The 16,426-nt window shown below is 69.0% G+C and carries 16 protein-coding genes; 9 read left to right on the top strand and 7 right to left on the bottom strand.

The window, feature by feature from the left end:
• Positions 1-43 precede the first annotated feature (43 nt).
• The 4 genes from G6N10_RS00445 to G6N10_RS00430 are packed head-to-tail and all read right to left on the bottom strand — an operon-like array spanning position 44 to position 4,765.
• The gene (locus G6N10_RS00445) at positions 44-1,192 is read right to left on the bottom strand and encodes an acyl-CoA dehydrogenase family protein (RefSeq protein WP_085093429.1); all 1,149 of its coding nucleotides are present in this window, start codon (positions 1,190-1,192) and stop codon (positions 44-46) included.
• A gap of 21 nt (positions 1,193-1,213) precedes the next feature.
• Entirely contained in the window at positions 1,214-2,344 is a 1,131-nt protein-coding gene (locus G6N10_RS00440; protein WP_085093427.1) for a thiolase family protein, read from the bottom strand.
• Positions 2,341-3,573 (bottom strand): CaiB/BaiF CoA transferase family protein, encoded by a 1,233-nt coding sequence (locus tag G6N10_RS00435; protein ID WP_085093425.1) that lies wholly within the window; start codon positions 3,571-3,573, stop codon positions 2,341-2,343. The genes G6N10_RS00440 and G6N10_RS00435 overlap by 4 nt, the downstream gene beginning before the upstream one ends.
• A gap of 25 nt (positions 3,574-3,598) precedes the next feature.
• Positions 3,599-4,765, bottom strand: coding sequence for an acyl-CoA dehydrogenase family protein (locus tag G6N10_RS00430; protein WP_085093423.1), 1,167 nt, complete (start codon positions 4,763-4,765; stop codon positions 3,599-3,601).
• A gap of 305 nt (positions 4,766-5,070) precedes the next feature.
• Between G6N10_RS00430 and G6N10_RS00425 the strand changes: the two genes are divergently transcribed.
• Genes G6N10_RS00425 through G6N10_RS00395 form a run of 7 tightly spaced genes read left to right on the top strand, consistent with a single transcriptional unit; the run spans position 5,071 to position 10,926 of the window.
• Entirely contained in the window at positions 5,071-5,655 is a 585-nt protein-coding gene (locus G6N10_RS00425) for a carboxymuconolactone decarboxylase family protein (protein ID WP_085093849.1), read from the top strand.
• A gap of 4 nt (positions 5,656-5,659) precedes the next feature.
• On the top strand, positions 5,660-6,988 hold the full coding sequence (locus tag G6N10_RS00420) for an aromatic ring-hydroxylating oxygenase subunit alpha (protein ID WP_085093421.1): 1,329 nt from the start codon (positions 5,660-5,662) through the stop codon (positions 6,986-6,988).
• Entirely contained in the window at positions 6,981-7,319 is a 339-nt protein-coding gene (locus tag G6N10_RS00415; protein ID WP_085093419.1) for a hypothetical protein, read from the top strand. The genes G6N10_RS00420 and G6N10_RS00415 overlap by 8 nt, the downstream gene beginning before the upstream one ends.
• A gap of 2 nt (positions 7,320-7,321) precedes the next feature.
• Positions 7,322-8,572 (top strand): metal-dependent hydrolase family protein, encoded by a 1,251-nt coding sequence (locus G6N10_RS00410; protein WP_085093417.1) that lies wholly within the window; start codon positions 7,322-7,324, stop codon positions 8,570-8,572.
• A complete protein-coding gene (locus G6N10_RS00405) occupies positions 8,556-9,002 on the top strand; it encodes a nuclear transport factor 2 family protein (protein ID WP_085093415.1) in 447 nt (148 codons plus the stop codon). Before G6N10_RS00410 ends, G6N10_RS00405 begins: the two co-directional genes overlap by 17 nt.
• Positions 8,999-10,120, top strand: a complete 1,122-nt coding sequence (locus G6N10_RS00400; protein ID WP_085093413.1) for an acyl-CoA dehydrogenase family protein — start codon at positions 8,999-9,001, stop codon at positions 10,118-10,120. Before G6N10_RS00405 ends, G6N10_RS00400 begins: the two co-directional genes overlap by 4 nt.
• Positions 10,121-10,122: 2 nt before the next feature.
• Positions 10,123-10,926, top strand: coding sequence for an acyl-CoA dehydrogenase family protein (locus G6N10_RS00395; protein WP_407663957.1), 804 nt, complete (start codon positions 10,123-10,125; stop codon positions 10,924-10,926).
• Between the two features lie 67 nt (positions 10,927-10,993).
• Here the strand turns inward: G6N10_RS00395 and G6N10_RS00390 are convergent, their stop codons facing one another.
• Both G6N10_RS00390 and G6N10_RS00385 read right to left on the bottom strand, forming a co-directional pair.
• The gene (locus G6N10_RS00390; protein ID WP_085093409.1) at positions 10,994-12,172 is read right to left on the bottom strand and encodes an acyl-CoA dehydrogenase family protein; all 1,179 of its coding nucleotides are present in this window, start codon (positions 12,170-12,172) and stop codon (positions 10,994-10,996) included.
• Between the two features lie 3 nt (positions 12,173-12,175).
• Positions 12,176-13,186 (bottom strand): acyl-CoA dehydrogenase family protein, encoded by a 1,011-nt coding sequence (locus tag G6N10_RS00385; protein WP_085093407.1) that lies wholly within the window; start codon positions 13,184-13,186, stop codon positions 12,176-12,178.
• Positions 13,187-13,361: 175 nt separating this feature from the next.
• Between G6N10_RS00385 and G6N10_RS00380 the strand changes: the two genes are divergently transcribed.
• Positions 13,362-14,021: a TetR/AcrR family transcriptional regulator gene (locus G6N10_RS00380; RefSeq protein ID WP_085093405.1), complete on the top strand. Its 660-nt coding sequence runs from the start codon at positions 13,362-13,364 to the stop codon at positions 14,019-14,021.
• Between the two features lie 141 nt (positions 14,022-14,162).
• The gene (locus tag G6N10_RS00375) at positions 14,163-15,605 is read left to right on the top strand and encodes an aldehyde dehydrogenase family protein (RefSeq protein ID WP_085093403.1); all 1,443 of its coding nucleotides are present in this window, start codon (positions 14,163-14,165) and stop codon (positions 15,603-15,605) included.
• A gap of 52 nt (positions 15,606-15,657) precedes the next feature.
• On the opposite strand, the gene G6N10_RS00370 is transcribed toward G6N10_RS00375, so the two are convergent.
• Complete coding sequence (locus G6N10_RS00370; RefSeq protein ID WP_085093401.1) at positions 15,658-16,425, bottom strand: enoyl-CoA hydratase/isomerase family protein; 768 nt, start codon at positions 16,423-16,425, stop codon at positions 15,658-15,660.
• Position 16,426: the final 1 nt, after the last annotated feature.

Here is a 16,426-nt window from a genome sequence, read left to right as displayed (position 1 = left end):
GGCGCGTTGTGGCAAGCGTCACTTTCGCCGGCGCGCAGAACCGCTACAGGCCCAGGTCCTTGGCGATCATCACCTTCATCACCTCGCTGGTGCCGGCGTAGATCCGGGTCACCCGGGCATCGGTGTAGAGCCGGGCGATCGGGTACTCCATCATGTAGCCGTAGCCGCCGAACAGCTGCAGGCAACGATCGACCACCCGGGCCTGCATCTCGGTGCAGAACAGCTTGGTCCGCGCGGCGTCGGCGCCCGACAGCCGGCCCTCGACGTGTTCGGCGACCGCCGCGTCCAGCATCGCCTGGCCGGCCTCGACCTCGGTCGAGCACGCGGCCAGCTCGAACTTGGTGTTCTGGAACGAGGCCACCGGGGTGCCGAACGCGGTGCGGCTCTTGGTGTATTCGATGGCCGCGGCGATCGCCGAGCGGGCCTGCGCCACCGACCCGACCGCGACGGTCAGCCGCTCCTGCGCCAGGTTGTGGCCCAGGTAGCCGAACGCCTCGTCGACCTCACCGAGCACGTTGGCCGCCGGCACCCGCACGTCGGTGAAGGACAGCTCGGCGGTGTCCTGGACCTTGCAGCCCATCTTGTCGAGCTCGCGGCCGCGCTCGAACCCGGCCATCCCGTCCTCGACGACCAGCAGGGTCAGCCCGCGGCGGCGGTTGTCCGGATCGGTGGCGGTGCGGGCCACCACGATCACCAGGTCGGCCTGCATGCCGCCGGTGATGAAGGTCTTGGCACCGTTGAGGATGAAGTCCTCGCCGTCGCGGACCGCGGTGGTGCGCATGCCGGCCAGATCCGAGCCGGTGCCCGGTTCGGTCATCGCAATGGCGGTCAGCAGGCTGCCGTCGGCCAGGCCGGGGAACCAGCGCCCGCGCTGCTCTTCGTTCGCGTAGTGCAGGAAGTACGGCAGGATCACCTCCAGCTGGGTGCGCACCGTCGACAGCGTGACCAGGGCACGCGCCGCCTCCTCCTGCAGCACCACGTTGTAGCGGTAGTCGTCCTGCCCGCCGCCGCCGTACGCCTCCGGGATGGCCATCCCCAGGATTCCGGTCTCGCCGAGCTTGCCGAACGCCGCGCGGGGCATCCGGCCGGCCTTCTCCCACTGCGGGTAGGCCGGCACGACCTCCTTCTCGATGAAGTCGCGGGCCAGCCCGCGGAAGGCCTCGTGGTCCTCGGTGAACAGGGTGCGGCGCATGGGGTCTCCTCGGACGCTGGTTCAGATGAGTTCGACGACGGTGGCGTTGGCGGTGCCGCCACCCTCGCACATGGTCTGCAGCCCGTAACGGATGCCGTTGTCGCGCATGTGGTGCAGCATCCGGGTCATCAGCACCGCGCCGGAGGCCCCGAGCGGGTGCCCCAGCGCGATCGCGCCGCCGAGCGGGTTGAGCCGGTCCGGGTCGGCGCCGGTCTCGGCCAGCCAGGCCATCGGCACCGGGGCGAACGCCTCGTTCACCTCGAAGACGCCGATGTCGCCGACGCCGAGTCCGGCCCGCGCCAGCACCTTCTCGGTGGCCGGGATGGGTCCGGTCAGCATCAGCACCGGGTCATCGCCGGTGACCGCGCCCGCGACGTAGCGGGCCAGCGGGGTCAGCCCGAGTTCGGCGGCCTTTGCCGCGGTGGTCACCAGCAGCGCGGCCGCCCCGTCGGAGATCTGCGAGGAGTTGCCGGCATGGATGACGCCGTCGTCGGAGAACGCCGGTTTGAGCCCGGACAGCTTCTCGACGGTGCTGCCGCGGCGGATGCCCTCGTCGGCGGCCAATCCGTCGACCGCGACGATCTGCTCGGTGAAGGCGCCGCGGTCCGCTGCGGCGGCGGCCAGCTCATGGGAGCGCACGGCGTACTCGTCGACGGCCCTGCGGTCGAATCCCCAGCGCCGGCAGATCAATTCCGCGCCGAGGCCCTGGTTGAACTGGAAGCCGTCGTAACGGGCCAGCGCCTTGGGGCCGAACGGCATGCCGGTGGAGCGGGTGGCGCCCAGCGGTACCCGGCTCATCACCTCGACACCGCCGGCCACCACCACGTCCTGCAGCCCGGACAGCACCGCCGCGGCGGCGAAGTCCAGCGCCTGCTGGCTCGATCCACAGGCCCGGTTGACCGTCACGCCGGGAATGGACTCGGGCCAGCCGGCCGCCAGCACCGAATACCGGGCGATGTTGCTGGACTGGTCGCCGACCTGGCCGACGCAGCCCCACACCACATCGTCGACGACGGCCGGGTCCAGTCCGGTGCGGGCCATCAGCTCGTTGAGCACCAGCGCCGACAGGTCGGCGGCGTGCGCCGTCGCCAGCGATCCGTTGCGCTTGCCGATCGGGGTCCGCACCGCGGCGGCAATCACGGCTTCGGTCACGGGGTCACGTCCTTGGGGTTCGGGCCGATGGCGCCGGCGGCGCGCAGCTCGGCAATGGCGGCGGCGTCCAGGCCCAGGTCGGCCAGGATGGCATCGGTGTGTTCGCCCAGCGCCGGCACCGGCCCCATCGCCGCGGTGTGCCCGGCGATCACCGGCGGCGGCAGCAGCGCCGGGATCGGCCCGTTGGGGGTCTCGACGCTGCGCCAGCGGTCCCGGGCACGCAGCTGCGGGTGCTCAACGACCTCGCTGGGCAGGTTGTAGCGGGAGTTGCCGATCCCGGCGGCATCGGCGATCGCCTGAATCTCGGCCAGATCGCGCCCGGCGCACCAGCTTCCGATCGCCGCGTCGAGTTCGGCGCGGGCCGCGCAGCGGTCGGAGTTGGTGGCGAACCGGGGGTCATCGGCCAGGTCGGGGCGCTCGATGATGTCGCGGGCCAGCCGCTGCCATTCCCGGTCGTTGGTGGTGCCGAGCACGACGGTCTGCCCGTCCCGGGTGGCGAACGCACCGTAGGGCGACACCGCCGGGGAACTCATTCCGAGCGGCACCTGGTCGATGCCGCTGTGCTGGGTGTAGGTCAGCGGGTAGCCCATGATGTCGGTCATGGTGTCGAACAGGCTGACCGCGACCGAGGGCATCGGCTCGCCGGCCGGCAGCGCGCCGCGGGCGCGGCCCAGCAGCAGCGCCATGATGGACAGTGCCGAGTACAGGCCGGTGGAGATGTCGGCGACCGGCGGGCCGGGTTTGGCCGGTGCGCCGGGGCCGCCGGTGACCGCGCACGCCCCGGATTCGGCCTGCACCAGCAGGTCGTAGGCGCGCTTGTGCGAGATCGGGCCGCCGGGCCCGTAGCCGTCGATCTCGACGGCGATCAGCTCCGGGTACCGGGCCCGCAGGGCCTCCGGCGCCAGCCCCATCCGGGCGGTGGCCCCGGGGGCCAGGTTGGACACCAGCGCGTCGGCGCGTTCCAGCAGCCGGTGCAGGATGTCCAGTCCGGCAGCAGATTTCAGGTCAAGGGTGATGGACTCCTTGCCGCGGTTGGCCCAGACGAAGTGCGCGGCCAGCCCGTTGACGACGGTGTCGTAGTCGCGGGCGAAGTCGCCGCCGTTGGGGTTCTCCACCTTGATCACCCGGGCGCCGAAGTCGGCCAGCACCCGGCTGCACATCGGTGCCGACACGGCCTGTTCCAGGGCGATCACGGTGATGCCGGCCAGCGGCCCGTGCGGTTTGGTCACGCTCACATTCTCCCGGTGCCGGCCGTCAGTAGCTGCGCGGCATGCCGAGCACGTGCTCGCCGAGGAAGTTCAGGATCATCTCCTGGCTGACCGGGGCGATCTTCATCAGCCGGGATTCCCGGAAGTACCGGGACACGTGGTACTCCTCGGAGTAACCCATCCCGCCGTGCAGCTGCAGGGCCCGGTCGGCGGCGCCGAAGCCGGCGTCGGCGCACAGGTACTTGGCGGTATTGGCTTCCCGCCCACAGGGTTTGCCGTTGTCGTAGAGCCAGGTCGCCTTGCGCAGCACGAGTTCCGCGGCGTCCAGCCGGGCCAGCGAGTCGGCCAGCGGGAACTGCAGCCCCTGGTTCATCCCGATCGGCCGGTTGAAGACGTGCCGTTCGTTGCCGTATTTGACGGCCTTTTCCAGCGCGACCCGGCCGATGCCGAGCGCCTCGGCGGCGATCAGCATCCGCTCGGGGTTCAGCCCGTCGAGGATGTAGCGGAAGCCCTGGCCCTCCTCGCCGACCCGGTGCTCGACGGGCACCATCAGGTCGTCGATGAAGACCTCGTTGGAGGCCACCGCATTTCGGCCCATCTTCTTGATCGGCCGGATGTCGACGTGCTCGGGGTCCAGATCGGTGAGGAACAGCGTCATGCCGTCGGTCTTCTTGGCGCAGTCCTCGCGCGGTGTGGTGCGGGTCAGCAGCAGGATCTTCTCGCTCTCCCCGGCCTTGCTGATCCACACCTTTCGGCCGTTGACCCGGTAGTGGTCGCCCTCGCGCTTGGCGAAGGTGGTGATCCGCGAGGTGTCCAGCCCCGCACCGGGTTCGGTGACGCCGAAGCAGACGTGCAGGTCGCCGTTGACGATCCGCGGCAGGGTGTCGGCCTTGAGCGCCTCGGAGCCGTGTTTGACCACCGGCTGCATGCCGAAGATGTTGAGGTGGATCGCGCTGGCGCCGTTCATCGCCGCGCCGGAGCGGGCCACCTCCTCCAGCAGCAGGGTGGCCTCGGTGATGCCCAGGCCGTGACCGCCGTACTCCTCCGGGATGGTCATGCCCAGCCAGCCACCGCTGGAGATGGCGTCGTAGAACTCCCGCGGGAACTCGTGGTTGAGGTCGCGCTCCATCCAGTAGTGGTCGTCGAAGCGGGTGCACAGTTCGGCCACCGACGTGCGGATGAGCTGCTGATCCTCGGTGAGCTCGAAGTTCATTCCACCGGACACTGAATGTTTCTCCCTGCTGTCGGGACCGCGGCGGCTACGCCTTCGGTTCTCTGAAGTAGGAAACTAGCTTCTCATACAGCGAGAATCAAACCCCAGCCAGGCGTGATCATGCACGTCAGCCCGGGTTCGGCGGCCCGGCGCCGGCGCGCCCGGACGACACCCGACACCGCCGGAAACCCGCCGCGCGTTGACCAAACGGCGCATTCATGAAAATCTGTTATCCGTCTATGAGAATATGATTCTCATAGTTGAGAGGAGAAGTCGTGGAAACGACGTCGTCGCCGGCCCCGGCGATCCTGCTGCCCCCGCTGCCCGCCGCGCAGTGGGGCGAGGAGGTGGACAGCGCCCTGCGCGGAATGCTGCCGCGGGCCCGCCGCAACCCCGAGGCCGCCGGCAACGGCCTGGCGACCATGGTCCACCACCCGGATCTGACCAAGGCCTTCCTGGCGCTCAACGTGCACCTGCTGTTCAACTCCCCGCTGCCCGCGCGGCTGCGCGAGGTGGCCATCCTGCGCGTCGCCCAGCACTGCCGGGCGCCCTACGAATGGCACCACCACGTCACCATGGGCAAGATGGTCGGCCTCACCGATGCCGACATCGCCGGCATCCAAGCCGGCTCGGCCCCCGATCCGGTCGACCAGCTCATCGTCGACGCGGTCGACGAGCTGGAGGACACCGCCCGGCTGTCCGAGAGCACCTGGACCGCCCTGGGTGAGCACCTCGACGACCGGCAGCGGATGGACCTGATCTTCACCACGGGCACCTACCGCACCCTGGCGACGGCCTTCAACACCTTTGGCGTGCAACTCGACTCCCCCGCAGATCCCCAACAGTCAACACCCCAACAGCCAACACCCGAACACCGAGAGGACAGGTAACCCCATGGCGCATTTCCCGAAACCGGCCGCGGGTAGCTGGACCGAGAACTGGCCCGAGCTGGGCACAGGACCGGTCGACTACACCGACTCCATTGACCCGGAGCACTGGAAACTGGAGCAGCAGGCCATCTTCCGTCGCACCTGGCTGCACGTCGGCCGGGTGGAGCGGCTGCCCAAGGCCGGCAGCTACTTCACCCGCGAGATGCCGTCGGTCGGCAAGGGCACCTCGATCATCGTCAACAAGGACAAGGACGGTGTCATCCGGGCGTTCTACAACCTGTGCCGGCACCGCGGCAACAAGCTGGTCTGGAACGACTACCCCGGCGAGGAGGTCTCGGGCAGCTGCCGCCAGTTCACCTGCAAGTACCACGCCTGGCGCTACGCGCTCAACGGTGACCTGACCTTCATCCAGCAGGAGGACGAGTTCTTCGACGTCGACAAGACCGAATACCCGCTGGTGTCGGTCCGCTGCGAGGTCTGGGAGGGCTTCATCTTCGTCAACTTCGACGACGACGCCAAGCCGCTGATCGAGTCCATGGGCGAGTTCGGCAAGGGCCTGGAAGGCTACCCGTTCCACGAGATGACCGAGGTCTACAGCTACAAGGCCGAGATCAAGGCGAACTGGAAGCTGTTCATCGACGCGTTCGTCGAGTTCTACCACGCACCGATCCTGCACATGAAGCAGGCGACCCCGGAGGAGGCCGCCAAGCTGGCCAAGGTCGGCTTCGAGGCGCTGCACTACGACATCAAGGGCGATCACTCGATGATCTCGTCTTGGGGCGGGATGTCCCCGCCCAAGGACCTGAGCATGGTCAAGCCGATCGAGCGGATCCTGCACAGCGGCCTGTTCGGTCCGTGGGACCGACCCGACATCGAGGGCATCCTGCCCGACGAGCTGCCGCCGGCGGTCAACCCGGCTCGCCAGCCCACCTGGGGCCAGGACAGCTTCGAGTTCTTCCCGAACTTCACCCTGCTGCTGTGGGTTCCGGGCTGGTACCTGACCTACAACTACTGGCCGACCGGGGTGGACAGCCACATCTTCGAGGCCAACCTGTACTTCGTGCCGCCGAAGAACACCCGGCAGCGACTGTCCCAGGAACTGGCCGCGGTGACGTTCAAGGAGTACGCCCTGCAGGACGCCAACACCCTGGAGGCCACCCAGACCCAGATCGGCACCCGGGCGGTCACCGACTTCCTGCTCTGCGATCAGGAGGTGCTGCTGCGCCACCTGCACCACACCGCGCACAAGTACGTCGACAACTACAAGGCGGAGCTGGCCGAAAATGGCGTCGCCGCGCCCACCCAGTGTGAAAAGGACACCACTCATGTCTGAGACCACGATGCTGCCCACCGAGTTCGCCGACCTGGAGCGGTTCACCGACTGGTGCCTGGCCACCGAGCCGGAGCGCTACGCCAAGCGGCTGGACTCCACCATGGCGCAGATGCAGGAGCTCTACGACGCGGGCACCGCCCGCCTCGAGGACGTCATGGTCTACCTGGACGCCCGGTTCCCGCTGCACGACATGCCCGAAGACGCCAAGAATCTGATGCACCTGATGCAGTCTGTGGTGATGGTCAGTTTCCCGGTAGAGGTGTGGAAGCAGCCGCGCGTGCTCGACAGCGGCGCGGCCTGGGTTGAGATCACCCGGGAGCCGGTGGTTTAACGGTGTCCGACGCCAAGCGAGCCAGCGGCCCAACCCGACTGACCCTCAAGGCGGCCGGACTGCTCGACGTCGATGCCGGGGCGATCATTCGCCCCGGCATCGTCGCCGTCGAGGACGACCGGATCGTCGCCGAGGTGGATCCGGACGCCCCGGTCATCGACCTCGGCGAGGCGATCCTGCTGCCCGGCCTGATGGACATGGAGGTCAACCTGCTGATGGGCGGCCGCGGGGAGAACCCCGGGCTGTCCCAGGTGCAGGACGATCCGCCGACCCGGATGCTGCGCGCGGTCGGCAACGCCCGGCGCACCCTGCGGGCCGGCTTCACCACCGTGCGCAACCTGGGGTTGTTCGTCAAGACCGGCGGCTACCTGCTCGACGTGGCGCTGGCCAAGGCCATCGACGCCGGCTGGATCGAGGGCCCGCGGATCATCCCGGCCGGTCACGCCATCACCCCCACCGGCGGTCACCTGGACCCCACCATGTTCGCCGCGTTCATGCCCGGCGTGCTGGAGCTGACCATCGAGGAGGGCATCGCCAACGGGGTCGACGAGATCCGCAAGGCGGTCCGCTACCAGATCAAGCACGGCGCCCAGCTGATCAAGGTGTGCTGCTCGGGCGGGGTGATGTCACTGACCGGTGAGCCCGGCGCCCAACACTATTCGGACGAGGAACTGCGCGTCATCGTCGACGAGGCGCACCGGCGCGGGCTGCGGGTGGCGGCGCACACCCACGGCGCTGAGGCGGTCAAGCACGCCATCGAGTGCGGCATCGACTGCATCGAGCACGGCTTCCTGATGGACGACGAGGCCATCGCGATGATGGTCGAGCACGACCGGTTCCTGGTCTCCACCCGCCGGCTGGCCGAGGCGATGGATGTCTCCAAAGCACCGAAGGTGCTGCAGGACAAGGCCGCCCGGATGTTCCCGATGGCCCGCACCTCGATCAAGGCGGCCTATGAGGCCGGCGTCAAGATCGCCGTCGGCACCGACGCGCCGGCCATCCCGCACGGCCGCAACGCCGACGAACTGGTCACCCTGGTCGAGTGGGGCATGCCGGCCGAGGCGGTGCTGCGGGCGGCCACCGTGGTCGCTGCCGACCTGATCAACGCCCCGGATCTGGGCCGCCTGGCGCCGGGTCAGCTGGCCGACATCATTGCCGTGCCGGGCAATCCGCTGGAAGATATCAGCATTACACGCAATGTTAATTTTGTAATGAAAGGCGGTAAGGTTTTCCGCAATGACAACGCCGACTGACAAACCCACCCGCATCGAAGACCTGGTCGAGATCCAGCAACTGCTGGCCAAGTACGCGGTCACCATCACCCAGGGCGACACCGACGGCCTGATCAGCGTGTTCACCCCGGACGGCACATACAGCGCGTTCGGCGAGACCTACACGCTCAACCGGTTCCCGGTGCTCGTCGACGCCGCTCCCAAGGGGCTGTTCATGACCGGCACCGCGCTGGTCGACCTCGACGAGGGCGCCGACAGCGCCTCGGGCACCCAGCCGCTGTGCTTCATCGAGCACTCCAAGCACGACATGCGGATCGGTTACTACCGCGACACCTACCTGCGCACCGCGGACGGCTGGCGGCTGAAAACCCGTGCCATGACGTTCATTCGGCGCAGCGGCGATCATGACCACGGCCGGCCGCACGCGATCGGCAGGCCCGAAGCCGGATGAACGAACTGCACGACCCCGCCGAGTTTCGCACCCGGCTGCGCGGCTGGCTCGACGCCAACGATCTGACCCCGCCCGACGATCACAGCCTGGCGGCGCAGATGCGGCAGTTCGCCCGAGTGCAGCGCGCCCTCTACGACGCCGACTGGAGCCGCTACGGCTGGCCCGAGCACGCCGGCGGGCTCGGCGGTCCGGACATGCTGCGCGCCATCGTCGGGGAGGAGGTGGTCGGCCGGCGGCTGGCCGAGCCCGGGCCGTATTCGATGCTCGAGGTGCTGGCACCGACGATGATCGACTACGCCAGCCCCGAATTGGCCGCCGAGATGGTGCCCAAGCTGCTCAGCGGCGAAGAGCAGTGGTGCCAGGGCTTTTCCGAGCCCGGCTCCGGCAGCGACCTGGCGTCGCTGAGCACCCGGGCCACCCCGCGCGGTGACCAGTGGGTGATCAACGGGCAGAAGGTGTGGACCAGCTTCGCGCAGTACTCGCATCGCGCCATCCTGCTGACCCGCACCGGGGATCCCGGCACCCCGAACCACCAGGCCATCACGGCGTTCTTCGTCGATGTGGACACCCCCGGGATCTCGGTCCGGCCGCTGCACACCATGCACGGCGTCGACGAGTTCTGCGAGGTGTACTTCGACGACGTCGTCGTCGACGGCTCCCGGATGCTCGGCAAGCCCGGCGACGGCTGGCAGTTGGCGATGGACCTGCTGCCCTATGAGCGCTCCACCTGCTTCTGGCAGCGCATCGCCTACCTGTATGCCCGGTTCGACGCGCTGGTCGCCGCCGCCAAGCGCCAGGGTGCGGCCGTCGATCAGGACCTGGGCGCGGTGTATCTGGCGCTGCACACGCTGCGCTGCCGGTCCCGGGCCACCCAGCACCGGCTGGCCGCGGGCCATCGGCTCGGCCCGGACACCTCGATCGACAAGGTGCTGCTGGCCGGCGCCGAACAACTGCTCTACGACACCGCGCGCGATCTGCTGCCCGGTGTCGTCGAACTCGAGGACGACCCCTGGCGGACCGAGTACCTGTACTCCCGCGCGGCGACCATCTACGGCGGCACCGCCGAGGTGCAGCGCAACATCATCGCCCGTCGGCTGCTCGACCTCGGGAAGGAATGACCATGTCCGCCGAACTGGACGCCGCATCGCTGGCAATGCTGGAAGACACCCTGCGCAAGACCATGTCTACGACGTCGGGGGCCGAACTCGATGAGGCACTGGCCGAGCTGGGCTGGGCCGAAATGCTCTCCGACGCACCGGATATGGCGATACCGCTGGTCTTCCGGCTGCTCGGGGAGACCGGCGCGCACGCCTCGATCCTCAACGACGTGGTGCTGGAGACCATCGGTGGGCTGCCCGGCGGCACTCCCCCGCTGCCCTACGCCGGCGGCCGCTGGGTGATCTGGACCCGCACCGCGCGCGATGACAATCCGACGCTCGGCGGGCTGCCGCTGCGCGAGGTGCCCGACGGCGAGACGATGCGCCTGGGCGAGGCGCGCCGCGCGGTGGGCTGGTGGCTGGTCGGCACGGCGCGCGCCATGCTCGAGTTGGCGCAGCGGCACGCGCTGGACCGGGTGCAGTTCGGCAAGCCGATCGCATCGTTTCAGGCGGTGCGGCACAAGCTCGCCGAGGCCCTGGTGGCCATCGAGGGCGCCGAGGCCACCCTCGGTGTACCGGCCGTCGAAAGTCCCGACCTGACCGCGCTGCTGGCCAAGGCGGCCGCGGGCAAGGCGGCGCTGACGGCGGCCCGGCACTGCCAGCAGGTGCTCGGCGGGATCGGCTTCACCGACGAGCACGATCTGCACGTGCACGTCAAGCGGGCGCTGGTGCTCGACGGGCTGCTGGGCAGCTCCCGCGAGCTGACCCGGCGGGCCGGCGGCGGACTGCGCGCCCGCGGTTCGGCGCCGCGGCTCGTCGAACTCTAGGCGCGCCTGAAAAGACCCGGTGTTCGCCGCGGGCGGTGCGGCTTTGACCCGCCCGCGGCGAACCCGATCAGCGCGGCAGGCCGAGAATCCGCTGTGCGATGATGGTGCGCTGGATCTCCGAGGTGCCCCCGGCGATGGTGCCGCCGAAGGTCCGCTGCAGCCGTTCGAACAGGCTCGTCGACGCGTCGTCCTCCCCGAACGGCGCGTAGCTCGCCGAGACGTTCGGATGCCGAAGGCCGTCGATGCCCGCGGCGTCCAGGGCGTGCTCGGAGTGGACCTGAACCGCCTCGGAGCCAAGCAGTTTCAGCACCGACAGGCTCTGGGTGTCCTGTTCACCGCGGGCCTCCCGGGCGATCGCCGCCGACCCCATCAGCCGCAGCGCGGCGGCATCCATCAGCAGGGTGGCGTACTGGTCGCGCTCCAGCGCGGTGGCCGGCTGGTAGTCGGCGATCAGCTGATCGAGCCGGTCGGCGAACAGCATCCACAGCAGGGTGCGCTCGTGTCCCAGTGAGCCGTTGGCCACCCCCCAGCCGCCGCCCAGCGGGCCGACCAGGTTCTCCGCCGGGACTCGCACGTCGGTGAAGAACACCTCGTTGAAGTCGACGTCGTCGCGGTCGCACCAGGACGGGAACGGCCGGCGCACCACGCCCTCGGTGTCGGTGGGAATCACCAGCACGCTGATGCCCTTGTGCTTGGGGGCGTCCGGGTCGGTCCGCACGAAGGTGAGGATGACGTCGGCGTCGTGCGCGCCGGAGGTCCACACCTTCTGGCCGTTGACGATGAACGCGTCGCCCTCGGCGGTCAGGGTGGCCGAGGTGCGCAGCCCGGCCAGGTCCGATCCGGCGTTGGGCTCACTCATGCCCAGCGCCGCGGTCAGTTCCGCGCGCAGGATCGGCACCGCCCAGCGCTGCTTCTGCTCGTCGGTGCCGAAGGTCAGCAGCGAGGCGGCGATGATGCCGACGCCCTGCGGGTTGTAGCTCTGGTAGATCCGCCGCTTGCACAGCTCCTGATTCCAGACGTACTGCTGCAAGATGGTGGCGTTGCGGCCGCCGAACTCCGGTGGGTACCCGGGCACCAGCCAGCCGGCATCGAACATCACCCGCTGCCAGTCCCGGGCCCACGGCGGCACGTCGGCGGTCGACCCGGACCGCTGCACGGCCACCGCCGCGTCGGGCAGGTGCTCGTCGAGGAAGGCGACGAACTCGTCGCGGAACGCCTCAACCTCGGCGTCAAATGTCAGTTGCACGGATCAGACCCCCAGCCGGGCGGCGGCCAGGGACTCCTCGGTGATGCGGGCCCGGTGCTCGGCCGCACCGCCCAGCATCAACTCGCCGGCCTTGGCCCGCTTGAGCGGGAACTGCACGTCGTTCTCCCAGGTGAAGCCCATCGCGCCGAACAGCTGCACGCCGTGCTTGAAGACCAGCGACTGGCATTCGCCGGCGCCGGCCTTGGCCATCATCGCCGCCATCCGGCTGCGCGGGTCCCCCTCGGCCAGGGTCAGCGCGGCGAAATAGGCCAGCGCGCGGGCCCGTTCGATCGCCACGTGCATGTCGGCGGCCTTGTGCTGCACGGCCTGGAAGGAGCCGATCAACACGTCGAACTGCTTACGGCTGCCGACGTGCTCGAGCACCAGGTCCAGCACCCGCTGGCAGGCCCCGACCATGGTCAGCGCCATCCCGGTCTGGGCGACCTGCCGGGCCCGCTCGACGTCGGCGCCGGACACCCGCGCGGCGTCGTCCACCTCGACGCCGGGCAACGTCACCTCGGCGACGTGCAGCACCGGATCGAAGACCTGCACCCGGCGGGCGCGCACCTGCTCGGGGGTCACCACGAACACCCCGGCGGGGGTCACCACGGCCAGCCGGTCGGCCCGGTCACCGTCCAGGACGTGCCGGCAGGTGCCGTCGAGCACCCAGCCGGTGGCGGTGCGGGCGGCGGTCACCCCGTCGTAAACGGCGGCGCCGCTGCGCTTCGGGTCGGCCAGCGCGCCGACCAGCGGGTTGAACTGGGTCATCGTCGCCAGGAACGGGGTGGGGTCGGTGGCCGCGCCCAGTCCCTCGACCAGCAGACCCAGCTCGACGGCCTCGGCCGGGTCGGTCAGTTCGGTCCAGCCCATATCCAGGTAGGTCTGCCACAGCGCACCGGTGTCGGCGCCGTCCTCGGCCACCGAACGCACCAGCGTCGCTGGGCATTCCTTGGCCAACGCGTCGCGCAGTGTGTCGCGCCAGAACCGCTGGTCGGAATCGAGCTCCAAGAGCATCCGGTCACCTCATCGAATCGCCTGCAGATTTACCCCGGGAGAATAGCATTCTCACAATGCGGTAGGAATAATCTCGAAATCTGCGTCACAAACCGCCGTAGCGTGCCCGAACTCGACATATTGTCCGTTACAGTTCTGCTATGTCCCACTCAGTTCGCGGCGATCGGGCCCTCCGGTGAGCAGCCCCAGCGAAGAACCCGCCTGGAAGCAGCGCGCCGTCGAACGGTCGATCAAGACGGCCAAGCTGCGCGCCGCCCAGCGGGTGCAGCGTTTCCTCGACGCGGCCCAGGCGATCATCACCGAAAAGGGCAGCACCGACTTCACCGTGCAGGAGGTCGTGGACCGGTCCCGGCAGTCGCTGCGCAGCTTCTACCTGCAGTTCGACGGTAAGCACGAGCTGCTGCTCGCGCTGTTCGAGGACGCCCTGAGTCGGGCGGCCAACCAGATTCGCGCGGCCACCGGCGGCCAGGAGGATCCGCTGGACCGCCTCAAGGTCGCCATCGAGCTGCTTTTCGAGCTGTCCCGGCCGGATCCGTCCGCCAAGCGGCCACTGTTCACCGACTTCGCGCCGCAGCTGCTGATCTCGCATCCGACCGAGGTCCGGGTGGCGCACGCCCCGCTGTTGATGCTGTTCACCGAGCTGATGGAGGAAGCCGAGGCGGCCGGCCGGCTGCGCGGCGGGGTCAATCCCCGCCGGATGGCGGCGATGACCATGCAGACCGTCATGTTCACCGCCCAGTCCAGCGCCCCGACCGAGGAGGAAGAGGGCATCAAGCCCATCACCTCCGAGGAGGTCTGGAACTTCTGCGCCCGGGGATTCGCCGCCGCCAGCTAGCTGGAGAACGTAGTTCTACCAGTCCGAGAATTGAACTGACGCCGTCGGCGCCCACCGATCTCATCCGGTTCCCGGCCGGCCCTGGACTCCACTTGGTTATGCGCGTAACCTCCGGAGCGGCCAGCCGAAAGGAACAGAAGATTGAGCAACGCCATCGATACCGAACCCGTGATTGAGGCCGGGGGCATCATCCCGGTGTTCAACCCCTCGACCGAGGAACAGATCGCCGAGGTACCCGACTCCGACCGGGCCGCCGTCGACGCGGCCGTCGCGCGCGCCCGGGAGACCTTCGAGTCGGGCGTCTGGCGCAGGCTGCCCGCCGCCCGCCGCGCCGAGGTGCTGTTCCGGGCCGCCGAGATCATCAAGCAGCGCACCGAGGAACTTGCCGAGCTGGAGTCCCGGGACAACGGCATGACCGCCATGGGCGCCAGCCAGATCATCAAGGTCTCCCAGGAAATGCTGACCTACTACGCCGGCTGGGTCGGCAAGACCCACGGCGACTCCTACAACATGGTCTCCGACGGTCTGCTGGGCAACTTCGAGACCTATCACGCCTTCACCCAGCTGGAGCCGGTCGGCGTGGTCGGCCTGATCATCCCGTGGAACGGACCGTTCTTCGTGGCGATGCTCAAGGTCGCCCCGGCGCTGGCCGCCGGCTGCAGCGCGGTGCTCAAGCCCGCCGAGGAGACCCCGCTGACCGCGCTCAAGCTGGAGGAGATCTTCCGCGAGGCCGGCCTGCCCGACGGCGTGCTCAACGTGGTCACCGGGTACGGCGAGACCACCGGCGCGGCCCTGACCGCGCACCCCGACGTCGACAAGATTTCCTTCACCGGCTCCACCGAGGTCGGCCGGCTGATCGTCAAGGCGGCGGCGGGCAACCTCAAGCGGCTGACCCTGGAACTCGGCGGCAAGTCCCCGCTGATCATGTTCGACGACGCCAACTTGGACAAGGCGATCATGATGGCGGGCATGGGCCTGCTGGCCGGCTCCGGGCAGAACTGTTCGTGCACCTCGCGCATCTACGTCCAGCGCGGCATCTACGACCAGGTGGTCGAGGGCCTGGCGAACTTCGCCAAGATGCTGCCGATGGGCGGCAACGAGGATCCCAATTCCGTGCTCGGACCGCTGATCAGCGAGAAGCAGCGCCGCCGGGTCGAGGGCATCGTCTCCGACGGCGTGGCCGCCGGCGCCGAGGTGATCACCGGCGGCAAGCGGATGGATCGCAACGGGTACTTCTACGAGGCGACCATCATCACCAACACCACCCCGGATATGCGGCTGATCCGCGAGGAGATCTTCGGCCCGGTCGGCTCGGTCATCCCGTTCGACACCGAGGAAGAGGCCATCGCGGCCGCCAACGACACCGAGTACGGCCTGGCCGGTGCGATCTGGACGGAGAACCTCGGCCGCGCCCACCGGGTGGCCAATGAGCTGCGCGGTGGCCAGATCTGGGTCAACTCCGCGCTGGCCGCCGATCCGGCGATGCCGATCTGCGGCCAGAAGCAGTCCGGCTGGGGCGGCGAGCGCGGCCGCAAGGGGCTGGAGGCCTACTTCAACACCAAGTCGGTCTACATCGCGCTGTGACCGGACAAACAAAATCGGGAGCCCCGCGGGGCTCCCGATTTTGTTTGTCCGGCTACTTGTTCTTGGCCGTCAGCCGGTCCACGATCCGGTTGAAGTCCGCGGTCCCGAAGGACACGTATTCCGAGAGGTTCGCGTAGTCCAGCGAGGTGGTCACCGAGCGCTCCAGCTGCATGTTCATCAGCCGCTTGGTGGCCTCGACGGCCTGCTGCGGCAGCTTCAGGATGCCCTGCGCACATTCCATCGCCGCGGCCAGCGGATCCGGCACCACGTGGTTGGCCAGCCCCAGCTCGAGTGCCTTGGCCGCGCTGATCCGGGCGCCGGTCAGCGCGTACTCCTTGGCCTGCAGGAAGCTGATCTGCATCGGCCACACCAGCGGACCGCCGTCGGCGGCGACCAGGCCGATCGACACGTGCGGGTCGGCGAAATGCGCGGTCTCGGCCATGTAGACGATGTCCGACAGCGCCGCCAGGCTGCAGCCCAGCCCCACCGCCGGGCCGTTGACGGCCGCGATCACCGGGATCCGGCACTTGATCATGCCCAGCACGATGTCGCGGCCGTGCTTGATGGTCTTGGTGCGCAGGGCCTCATCGCGGCGCAACTCGTCGAGGTAGTTGAAGTCGCCGCCGGCCGAGAACGCCCGGCCGGCGCCGGTGAGCACCGCGGCGCGGGCCCCGGCGTCCTCGTTGAGCTCGTTCCACAGGTTGGCCAGCCCGACGTGCAGGTTGTCGTTGACGGCGTTGAGCGCGTCCGGCCGGTTCAGCGTGATGATCCGCAGCGGTCCGTCGGCGGTGACGTCGATTTCGGTTGGCATGCCGTACATG

It is taken from the genome of Mycolicibacterium fallax (assembly GCF_010726955.1).
Lineage (GTDB): Bacteria > Actinomycetota > Actinomycetes > Mycobacteriales > Mycobacteriaceae > Mycobacterium > Mycobacterium fallax.
The sequence above is the reverse complement of the archived record's forward strand: the minus strand, read 5'-3'. Positions and strand labels throughout refer to the sequence as shown.